This window comes from Oleiagrimonas sp. (assembly GCF_027858935.1).
Classification (GTDB): Bacteria; Pseudomonadota; Gammaproteobacteria; order Xanthomonadales; family Rhodanobacteraceae; genus Oleiagrimonas.
Genome location: NZ_JAQIBU010000061.1, coordinates 1 through 9,948 on the forward strand (window position 1 = coordinate 1; position 9,948 = coordinate 9,948).

A 9,948-nucleotide genomic window follows, 5' to 3' on the forward strand; every position below is an offset into this window, starting at 1 on the left:
CTGCCGCGTGCGTCTGCCGGCAGTCCGTACTGGTAAAACGAAAGCAGGGCGTTCGGTCGACACATGGCATAGCTGATCGGGCGCGGGGGACACGAAAGCGAACCCAATGCGCAGGTCACTGCTGGTGCAGCGTTATCCCGAGCCGGCGTGGCCGAAATCGCGGTGCCCGGGAGCCAGACGGCACAGGCCAGGCCAATGCGCAGCGCAAGCAGGAATGTATGGGTCGGGACAGGCAGGCGGGTCGACACGGCCCGGTCTCCTCATAGGGGTGCATGGTTCAGGCCGACGCGGCAACAGCCGCACGCCACCGGCATGCCGCAGCCAGGATGGCTCGGATGGCCGCGGCTTGAGCGTCATCCCGTCCCTCCCGGGGACACAACGAAGGTACGCTAGCAGAAACCGTTGCCGCGGGGCAGCAGGCAAGTTGCCGATTCATGCCATCAGTTCGGATACGTGCGCACTGGCGCTGGCCGCCAGTGCGTTCAGGTCGTAGCCCCCTTCCAGGGTCGAGACCAGGCGGCCACCCGCGTGTGCATCGGCAAGGCGCACAAGTCGATCCGTTAACCAGACGTAGTCCTCGGTGTTCAGTTCCATCTGTGCCAGAGGGTCAAGCTTGTGCGCGTCAAATCCGGCCGAGACCAGCACCAGCTGCGGCCGGAAGTCGTAAAGGCGAGGCATCAGCAGGCCGTCCCAGACCTGGCGAAATTCCTGTGACCCGGTATTCGGCGGTAGTGGTGCGTTGACGATATTTCCAACCCCGGTGTCGATGGCGTTTCCGGTGCCCGGGTACAGCGGTGCCTGGTGACTGGAGACATACAGCACCCGGGGTTCTGCCGCGAAGATGGCTTCGGTGCCGTTGCCGTGATGTACATCGAAGTCGACGATCGCTACCCGCTTGAGCCGATGCACCGACAGAGCCTGCGCGGCAGCCACGGCAATGCTGTTGAACAGGCAAAAGCCCATGGCCTTGTCGGCCGTGGCGTGGTGACCCGGTGGACGGACCGCGCAGAATGCTCGTGTGCCGGGTCCTTCCATGACGGAGTCCACTGCGGCGACCACGGCTCCTGCGGCATGCAGCGCGGCATCGACAGAGCCGGGGGAGACGACAGTGTCTTCGTCCAGGTACACCTGCCCGGTTGCGGGCTCGCTTGCGAGGATGCGATCGACGTAGGCCGCGGCGTGCACGCGCAGGAGTTGCTCGCACGTGGCGGCGGGAGCCTCGATGCGATCAAGCGCGGCGAAGCGGTCGTGGTCGAGGGCTTCCAGTACGGCCTGCAGACGCGCAGCCGACTCGGGATGACCCGGCCCCGTGTTGTGCGCCATGCAGGCCGGGTGGGTATACAAACGCAGCAAGGGGATCATGTCGTGGGGCGGACGCGTTTCTGGCGCTGCCACAGGACCTCTCCGTGTCCGCTGGCCCGTGCCAGCACGCGGGCGACCACGAACAGCAGGTCCGAGAGCCGGTTCAGATAGCGGATTGCCTGCGGGCGTACGACCTCGCTGCGCGACAACGCCACGACTTCGCGCTCGGCGCGGCGGCAGACGGTGCGGGCGAGATGGCAATGCGCCGCGGCCATGCCGCCGCCCGGAAGGATGAACTCCTTCAGCGCAGGCAGTTCGGCATTGAAGTCGTCCAGCATGGTCTCCAGGCGTGCGATGTCGGTGTCCTGGATCATCTCCATCCCCGGGATGCAAAGCTCGCCACCCAGGTCGAACAGGTCATGTTGGACCTGGGTCAGCGACGCACGCACTTTTTCAGGAACGTCATCCACCGCGAGCACCATGCCTACCGTGCAATTGAGCTCGTCTGTGGTTCCGTATGCGCTGACCCGCGGTGCATCCTTGGCCACGCGCGAACCATCGCCGAGTCCGGTACTGCCGTCGTCGCCGGTGCGGGTATAGATCTTCGAAAGGCGGTTGCCCATGCCGGAACGCTTCAGAAAGCCGGCTGTGGGGCGCTGGACAGCACCGCAAAGCGTCTGGAAAGCAGGGCGAAGCCGCCAAACAGGGCGCCGCTCCAGAACAGCGTGCCCGGTAGCGAGCCGTATTGATAGAAGGGGACGCCCGCCAGGTAGCAGGCGGCAAGGCCGGACAGATTCGGGGCGTACATGCCCGAAGCCAGCCAGACTGCGAAATTGGTGATCAGATAGAAGCCGGTGGCGCCCGCCGCCGCCGTGGCAAGTACACGCAGGCCACTGCGCTTGCGGCGCAGCATCATGGATCCCAGCACCACGCCCAGCGCCATGCAGCCGTAGATGACCGGGGCCAGTGCGTAGAAGCCGATGACCATGTCCGAGACGACCATCGCGAGCAACGGCACCAAGAGCGCCCACTTGCGGTCGCGGAACAGTGCGCCGCCGAACAGGGCAATCGCCATCACCGGAGTGAAGTTGTACGGCACGACGCCCGGCATGAAATGGATCAGCAGGCGTACGGCCACGGCGAAGGCAATCATGCCGGTGAGGACCAGCATGCGTGGTGTGATCAGGCGAGGCGGTTGGGACGGCATCAAGAGCACCCTTGCGAGGTCTGGAAATGATCCAACTAGGATACTGCATATCGGTGATGGTCACAGGCCCCTCGCGAGGCCCGCGCAAGCGGGTATCATCGTGCGCATGAGTGAACAAACCGACATTCTGGTGATCGGCGGCGGCCTGGTCGGGACCAGTCTTGCCATTGCCCTGGATGCGGCCGGCCTGGATGCCACGCTGGTTGAGGCCAGTCCTCCACGCGCAGCTGGGGGCTCCAGTTACGGAGAACGCAACCTGGCGCTTGCGCGTGCCACCGTCAACGGGCTCCGCGCCATCGGGGTCTGGTCGCATGCCGAAGCCGGAGCTACACCGATTCGCCACATTCATGTCAGCCGCGCCGGGGACTTTGGCAGTACCCGGATCGATGCCCGGGCCATGGGTCTGGATGCGGTTGGCTGGACGTTGCCCGCACGCGAACTGGGTCTGGCACTGCAGGCAAGGCTGGCCTCCTGCGAGCGGTTGCAGCGCAGGGTACCCGCGCGGCTGCAGCGCCTGGAACGCAACGAAGATGGTTGGGTTGCGCAGGTTGAGGCTGAAGGCGATACGCGCGTCATCAATGCGCGATTGCTGGTCGGTGCTGACGGTACCGGCTCGGCCGTGCGGAATGCTCTGGGCATGGGCACCGACGAGTACGACTACGCGCAGACGCTGTTCGTATGCACGGTCACGCCGTCGCGTGCACCTGAGGGACGCGCTTTCGAGCGCTTCAGCGATGAAGGCCCGGTGGCCTTGCTGCCCCTGGCCGGTGACCGTGCCGGCCTTGTATTGACCGTGGCAGCCGCGCAAGCCGAAGCCGTTTCGGCATTGGACGATGCGGCTTTCATCGCCCTCGCGCAGCGCCGCTTCGGCTGGCGCTTGGGCCGGCTGCAGCGCCCCGGGAAGCGTCATCCCTACCCGATCCGGCGCGTGGCTGCGGACCGGGTGACCGGACCGCGGGCGGTACTGGTCGGCAACGCCGCGCAGACGATCCATCCGATCGGTGCCCAGGGGTTCAACCTGGGATTGCGGGATGCGTTGACCCTGGCCGAGATGGTCGCGGACCACGAAGATCCGGGGGCGCCGGGTTTGCTCGAGGCCTACGCCGCACGCCGTGCGCCCGATCGCGATGGGGTGATGGCGATGAGTCATGGCCTGGTCCGGCTGGCCTGCCTTGCGCAACCCGAGCTGTCGCCGCTGCGTTCGCTGGGTCTGCTGACCGTCTCGGCCTTGCCGCTGCTGCACCAGCGGGTGGCCCTGCACGGCATGGGCTTCCGTGGCCGACCGCCGCAGGCCGTGTTGGAGGCCACGCCATGAGCGCAACCGCAGCCACAAGCCGTACCCGGCGCCGTCGTGCTCCCGCCCTGGACGTCGTGGTCGCCGGCGGCGGCATGGCGGGTGCGACCGCTGCCCTGGCATTGGCGCATGAAGGTTTCACCGTGGCCATCATCGAGTCGCGCGAGCCCAGGCCCTGGCAGGCTAAGGATGAGGTTGATCTGCGCGTGGTCGCGCTGGCGCCATCCTCGGCACGACTGCTGGATACCCTCGGGGTGTGGTCGACGATCCGCGATGCCAGGGTCGGACCGTATCGGCACATGCATGTGTGGGACGCCGGTTCCGGCGGCACGCTCGATTTCGATGCTTGTGGTCTGCAGCGCGGCACGCTGGGCTGGATTGTCGAGAACCGGCTGGTGCAGCACACCCTGTGGCAGGCCCTGGCACCGGCCGGCGTGCGCTGCCTGTGCCCGGCGCAGGTCGAGGATTTCACCGCCGACGATGGGGGTGTTCGGGTGGATCTAGCCGATGGCAGTAGCCTGGAGGCTTCCCTTCTGGTCGCTGCCGATGGCGCTGCATCGCCGCTGCGCGTCAGGGCCGGGATCGGGACGACAGGTCGGGACTATGCACAGCGCGGTGTGGTTGCGCACGTACGCACACAGAGACCTCACGGCAACACCGCATGGCAGCGTTTCCTGCCCACGGGGCCGATCGCACTGCTGCCGCTGGCCGATGGACGCTGTTCCATCGTCTGGACGCTGCCCGAGACGCAGGCCGAAGCCATGCTGGCACTGAGCGACACGGCATTTTGCGAGGCGGTCGGGGTGGCCACGGACTTCCGGCTGGGTCTGGTATCGGAAACCTCGTCACGCGGGGCGTTCCCGTTGCGGCTGCAGCTGGCCGAGCGCTACATGAGTGATCGCATGGTGCTGCTTGGGGATGCCGCGCATGTGGTGCATCCGCTTGCCGGACAGGGGGTGAACCTGGGTTTGCGTGATGTCGCGGAACTGCGCGACACCCTGGTCGCGGCCCGCGAGGGCGGTCGCGATATCGGCATCGGGACAGTGCTGCGCAGGTATGCACGGCGTCGCCGCAGTGCAGACACTTTGGACGCACGCGTGTTCGATGCCATTGAGCACGTGTTCATGGGAAAGTCTGCCGCGTTCGCCCCATGGCGTGGACTGGGCATGCGGATACTGGATCACACGGATGGAGCCAAGCGCCTGTTCGCACGTCATGCAGCAGGGATCTGAATCCTTGCCGAGCCAGCATCCACACCGGTTTCATACGAAGCGTGGATGAAACACAGGTTCCCGCCATGCGCGTGGTCCGCATCCCGGACTGCGCCCCACGACTTGCGGGTTTGTTGCTTGGGGACCGGTCAAAGTATTCTCACCAGATGAACACATCCGACCATGCCAGCGCCCATCAGCGCCTTCGTGAACAGGCCATTCGGCAGATCAGGTCCGATCAGCCGGAAGCTGCGCAGGCCACGCTTGAAATCCTGGTCCGGCAAGCGCCCCAGGACACTCCCGCGTGCCTGGAACTGGCGGATCTGATGTACAGGCGGGGGCAGTTCAGGGCATCGTCCGAGCCCCTGTTGCAGGCATCGGAACACCTGCCCAGACATGCGCCACTGGTTCTCCAACTAGCCGATCATCTGACGGTTCGAGGCGAAGTCCTGGCTGCCCGAAAATGCCTGGATTTCTTGTCCCAGGCGCCGGATCCTCCTGCAGAGCTGTTGACGGGCCAGGCGAACATGCGTTTCAGGTTGGGCGAGGTCGTCAAGGCCAGGGAATTGCTGCAGCGCGCACTCAAGGCCGGTGCGGATGATCCCGGCCAGCATCACATGCATGCCATGCTGCTCCAGTTCACCGGTTGTGACGAACAGGCCCGGGTCGAGCTGGAAAAGTGTCTGCAACGCTGGCCCCATTTCGGCGATGCGGCGATGGCATTGGTGAACTTGCGTCGGCAGAGCGCGGATTCCAATGTGCTTGATCACATCGAGGCCCAGTTGCATCGGCTTCCTGCTGAAAGTCGGGATCCTGATGAACAGTTCGTCCGCGCCGAATTTGAATATGCTCGTTTCAAGACGCTGGACGACCTCGGGCGTGTCGACGAGGCTTGGCCCTCGTTGGCGCGCTGTAACGCGATTATGCATGCGCTCAATCCGAACGACGCTACCGGCGAGGCTGCTGTGACTGAAGCGCTGATCGGTGCTTCCGCCAAGATCAAGGATGCGAAGCATGCGTCCGACCCGGACTTTCAGGGCCCGGTGCCCATTTTCATCGTCGGCATGCCGCGTTCGGGTACCACGCTGCTCGACCGTATGCTCTCCAGCCATTCGCAGGTGGCTTCCGCGGGCGAAATCAACGATTTTCTGCGGCAATTGCATTGGGTCGCCGATGTGGCCCCGGGCGGAGTGCAGGGCATGCTCGAGTCGATCCGCAGGAGTCCGGAAATTGATTTCGGGCTGTTGGGGTCGCGCTATCTCGAGCAGACGCAATGGCGCGCGCGTGGATGCGGATATTACGTTGACAAGCTGCCCACCAACATCCAGATGATCGCGCTGATCCGCCGGGCGCTGCCGCACGCGCCGATCATACACATGGTGCGCGAACCGATGGACGTGTGTTTTTCCAACTTCAAGGCCATGTTCGGCAATATCTCCGCCTACAGTTATGACATGCTGGCATTGGCGCACTTTTACAGACAATACCGTCTCCTCGCGGCGCATTGGAGCGCAACCCTGCCCGGGGCCATGCTCGAGGTGTCCTATGCGCAGCTGGTGCGCGAGCCGGATGTGGCGATGCGTCGTGTGCTGGAGCATTGCGGGCTGGATATCGAGCAGGACTGTCTGCACCCCGAACGCAACCCCTTGCCGGTCGCCACACCCAGCAGTACGCAGGTTCGCGAACCGATCCATACGCGCAGCATCGGCCAGTGGCGGCAGTATGCCGAGCAGCTGGAACCGTTGCGCCGGGCGCTGTCCTGATGACCGGGCAAACAGCTTGCCCGCATCGCAACGGCCGAATAGCGGCCACTTCGCGTCGAGGGCACAGGGTTCAGCGCCGGCGGGGGCTTTTACGATGACCTCCGGTCCAGTCGACGTGTCTGAAGACCGTTTGCGGCTGACGGCCCGTCAGGCTGTCGAAAGCGGTCGGCTGGAAGCCGCGCAGTCTTCCCTTGAATCCCTGTTGCAGCACAATCCCGCTGACGCGCATGCGCGTCTGGCACTGGCCCAGGTGGTGCTTCAACGTGGGCAGTTGCGTGCGGCCACCGGACATTTGCTGCACATCGTCCAGGCCCTGCCCAATGATGCACCGTTGATCATCCAGCTGGTTCCGCTGCTGCATCTGACCGGGGAGATCGTGGCCGCAAGGAGCTGCCTTGACCATCTCGCGCGCGCGCCGAACCCGCCACCTCGCGTGCTTGCCGCTCAGGCGAACCTGCGATGGATTCTGGGCGAGATCGAAACCGCCGCCCGGTGGATGGATCGTGCGGTGCAGGCCGGCGTGGATTCACCCGACGAACGCTACCTGCAGGCGCTGTTGCACCAGTTTACGGGCGACATGGAACGGGCCGCAAGCGAGCTGGAATCCTGCCTTCAGCGATGGCCCGGGTTCGGCGCTGCGGCCGTGGTACTGGCAAACCTGCCCACGCGGGAATCGGCCCAGTCTCGACTTGCGTTTCTCGAGGCCCAACTGGCCCGCATTCCTGAGGCGACTGGCTCGGTGCATGAAAAACGCGTACGCGCCGAGTATGCCTCCGCATTCTTCACCCTGTTGGACGGTCTCGGGCGACAGGATGAGGCATGGCAGGCGCTGCAACAAAGCAATGCGGTGATGCACGAGTTGCTCCCCTATGACGCTGGCGAAGAGGTCGCCATCATCGACACGATCCTGGAAGCGGCGGCATCCCTCTGCGCGCTGGGTGCCGATGCCCAACCACGGCATGCCGGCCCGATGCCGATCTTCATCGTAGGCATGCCGCGATCGGGTTCGACCCTGCTTGAGCGCATGCTCTCGAACCATTCACAGGTGGCTTCCACAGGCGAGATCAACGACTTCATGTGCCAGTTGCACTGGACAACGGATGTGGCGCCGGGCGGCATGCGTTCCATGCAGGAAATATTCCGGCGCAGTCCCGGCATCGACTTCGCGCAACTTGGCGCGCGCTACCTCGAGCAGACCCAGTGGCGTGCGCAGGGCAACACACACTTCATTGACAAGATGCTGATCAACATCCAGGCGGTGCCGTTGATCCGGCGCGCCCTGCCGGAAGCGCCGATCCTGCACCTGGTCCGCGATCCGATGGACGTGTGCTTTTCCAACCTGAAAGCCAACTTCGGTCTTTCTTCGCCCTACAGCTACGACATGCTGGCCATGGCGCATTACCATGATCAGCATGCGCGGCTGGTGGCGCAATGGCATGCCAGCCAGCCGGGTGCCATGCTCGATGTTCACTACTCGGACTTGGTACATTCGCCTGAGGCGACATTGCGCAGCGTGCTCGCCCATTGTGGTCTGGAGCCGGAGGTCGCCTGCCTGCGGCCGGAACACAATACGGCGCCGGTCGCCACTCGGAGCAGCCCCCAGGTACGCGAAGCGATCCATACCCGCTCCATCGCGCAGTGGCAGCGCTACGCCAGACAGCTGGAGCCGTTACGCAAGGCGCTGGCATGATCGGCATCCCCGGCATCATATGCAGGCGCGTTCTGCGCGCAGGTTTACCTGATGCCATGCATCCAGAAACGGCATCCACCCATGACCATGAATGAATTGTCCGAAACCGAACGCAGCCTTCGCCTCCAGGTCGGCAGAAACATCAAGGCGGGCCGACTGGACGTCGCGCAGGCTGCGCTGGAATCGCTGGTGGCCGACAAACCGGGGGATCCCTACGCACGTATCGATCTTGTGGCCGTGATGCTTGAGCGGGGATTGCTCCGCGCGTCCACGGCGCATCTGCTGGAGGCCGCATCGATGCTTCCCGACGACCGGGAATTCATCAGCCACATGGTGCGCAGGCTGTACTTCTGTGGCGAGATCGTGACGGCTCGCGCATGCCTGGATACGCTCGAGCGACGGACTGAAAAATCGCCTTCGGCCATGGCCGAGCAGGCGCAACTGCGCTGGATGCTTGGCGAAATTCCCGCCGCACGAAAGCTGATGGAGCAGGCGATGGCAAGCGGCATCAACGCTCCCGATCCTGTCTACCTTCATGCGTTGCTTCTTCAGTACACAGGCGAAGCCGGGCAGGCCGAAGTCGTACTTGACGACTGCCTTCGCCGCTGGCCGCGTTTTGGCGAGGCGGCCGTGACACGATCGAGCTTGCGTGTGCAGACGGTTGGGGCAAACCACGTTCAGGCTCTCCAGGCGCAGATCGAGCGCATGTCGGCCAAGCTCGACGTTCCCGGCGCCAGGTTGGGTCTCGCCGGATTCGAGTGGGCCTTGTTCAAGGAGTTCGATGACCTCGGACGCCATGAGGAGGCATGGCAGGCGCTGGAACGCAGTCAGGTCCAGATGCGCCAGATCGTTTCGTATGATGAGCAAGGCCAGACCCGACTCACGGATGCGCTCATCCGCGCATGTGACGCACTGGGTCCTGCGCGCGACGCGGTCGCACAGGAGCAGCAAGGCCCGATGCCGATTTTCATTGTCGGCATGCCGCGATCAGGCACGACCCTGCTGGACCGCATGTTGTCGAACCACTCGCAGGTGGTATCCGCGGGCGAAATCAATGATTTTCGGCGTCAGCTTCGCTGGATGACCGACATCCCTCCGGGCGGTATTCCTGCGATGTTGAAGGTGCTCGAACACAGCGCGGATATCGATTTCGCCCGACTGGGGGAGCGCTATCTGGAGCAGACCCAATGGCGGGCGGATGGGCATCGATATTTCATCGACAAGTTGCCCATCAACATACGCATGGTGCCGTTCATCCAACGGGCCCTGCCGCATGCGCCGATCCTGCATCTGGTCCGCGAACCGATGGATGTGTGCTTCTCCAACTACAAGGGCATGCTCGGACCGTCTTCGGCTTACAGCCATGATATGCGGTCCCTGGCCCATTATTTTGCGCAATATCAGCGTGTGAGCATGCATTGGCACAACACCATGCCCGGGGTCATGCTGGATGTGCCGTATGCCGCGCTGGTGAGCGACAC

10 protein-coding genes are annotated in these 9,948 nt (G+C 64.2%); 5 read left to right on the forward strand and 5 right to left on the reverse strand.

From position 1 onward, the window contains the following. From PF446_RS02430 to PF446_RS02445, 4 genes are all read right to left on the reverse strand, one after another. On the reverse strand, window positions 1–248 hold a 248-nt coding region (locus PF446_RS02430), incomplete at its 3' end, for a hypothetical protein (protein ID WP_298069341.1). A 184-nt stretch (window positions 249–432) separates the two neighbouring features. After that, window positions 433–1,353 (reverse strand): histone deacetylase family protein, encoded by a 921-nt coding sequence (locus PF446_RS02435; RefSeq protein ID WP_298069359.1) that lies wholly within the window; start codon window positions 1,351–1,353, stop codon window positions 433–435. Window positions 1,354–1,358: 5 nt separating this feature from the next. Beyond that, window positions 1,359–1,925, reverse strand: coding sequence for a cob(I)yrinic acid a,c-diamide adenosyltransferase (locus PF446_RS02440; protein ID WP_298069342.1), 567 nt, complete (start codon window positions 1,923–1,925; stop codon window positions 1,359–1,361). Window positions 1,926–1,936: 11 nt separating this feature from the next. Then, window positions 1,937–2,509 (reverse strand): DUF6580 family putative transport protein, encoded by a 573-nt coding sequence (locus PF446_RS02445; protein ID WP_298069344.1) that lies wholly within the window; start codon window positions 2,507–2,509, stop codon window positions 1,937–1,939. Window positions 2,510–2,615: 106 nt separating this feature from the next. Here PF446_RS02445 and ubiH point away from each other — a divergent pair, with 106 nt between their 5' ends. Next, window positions 2,616–3,824 (forward strand): 2-octaprenyl-6-methoxyphenyl hydroxylase, encoded by a 1,209-nt coding sequence (ubiH, locus tag PF446_RS02450; protein WP_298069346.1) that lies wholly within the window; start codon window positions 2,616–2,618, stop codon window positions 3,822–3,824. Next, window positions 3,821–5,035 carry an FAD-dependent monooxygenase gene (locus tag PF446_RS02455; RefSeq protein ID WP_298069348.1) on the forward strand — a complete coding sequence of 405 codons (1,215 nt, stop codon included), beginning with the start codon at window positions 3,821–3,823 and terminating at the stop codon, window positions 5,033–5,035. Before ubiH ends, PF446_RS02455 begins: the two co-directional genes overlap by 4 nt. 395 nt (window positions 5,036–5,430) lie before the next feature. Here PF446_RS02455 and PF446_RS02460 read toward each other — a convergent pair whose 3' ends face one another. Continuing rightward, window positions 5,431–5,943, reverse strand: a complete 513-nt coding sequence (locus tag PF446_RS02460; protein WP_298069350.1) for a hypothetical protein — start codon at window positions 5,941–5,943, stop codon at window positions 5,431–5,433. Between PF446_RS02460 and PF446_RS02465 the strand changes: the two genes are divergently transcribed. The 3 genes from PF446_RS02465 to PF446_RS02475 form a co-directional block, all read left to right on the forward strand. Continuing rightward, the gene (locus tag PF446_RS02465) at window positions 5,938–6,777 is read left to right on the forward strand and encodes a sulfotransferase (protein WP_298069352.1); all 840 of its coding nucleotides are present in this window, start codon (window positions 5,938–5,940) and stop codon (window positions 6,775–6,777) included. The two genes, PF446_RS02460 and PF446_RS02465, sit on opposite strands and share 6 nt — an antisense overlap. 115 nt (window positions 6,778–6,892) lie before the next feature. Continuing rightward, window positions 6,893–8,467, forward strand: a complete 1,575-nt coding sequence (locus PF446_RS02470) for a sulfotransferase (protein WP_343224644.1) — start codon at window positions 6,893–6,895, stop codon at window positions 8,465–8,467. 81 nt (window positions 8,468–8,548) lie between these two features. Beyond that, window positions 8,549–9,948: tetratricopeptide repeat-containing sulfotransferase family protein (locus PF446_RS02475; RefSeq protein ID WP_298069357.1), on the forward strand; the 1,400-nt coding region annotated here is incomplete at its 3' end.

What these genes read in the sequence shown, in the direction of transcription:
- PF446_RS02440 (WP_298069342.1), bottom strand. Translation starts at nt 1,925, where the DNA reads ATGGGCAACCGCCTTTCGAAGATCTATACCCGCACCGGCGACGACGGC.
- PF446_RS02445 (WP_298069344.1), bottom strand. Translation starts at nt 2,509, where the DNA reads ATGCCGTCCCAACCGCCTCGCCTGATCACACCACGCATGCTGGTCCTC.
- ubiH (WP_298069346.1), top strand. Translation starts at nt 2,616, where the DNA reads ATGAGTGAACAAACCGACATTCTGGTGATCGGCGGCGGCCTGGTCGGG.
- PF446_RS02455 (WP_298069348.1), top strand. Translation starts at nt 3,821, where the DNA reads ATGAGCGCAACCGCAGCCACAAGCCGTACCCGGCGCCGTCGTGCTCCC.
- PF446_RS02465 (WP_298069352.1), top strand. Translation starts at nt 5,938, where the DNA reads ATGCATGCGCTCAATCCGAACGACGCTACCGGCGAGGCTGCTGTGACT.
- PF446_RS02460 (WP_298069350.1), bottom strand. Translation starts at nt 5,943, where the DNA reads ATGCATAATCGCGTTACAGCGCGCCAACGAGGGCCAAGCCTCGTCGAC.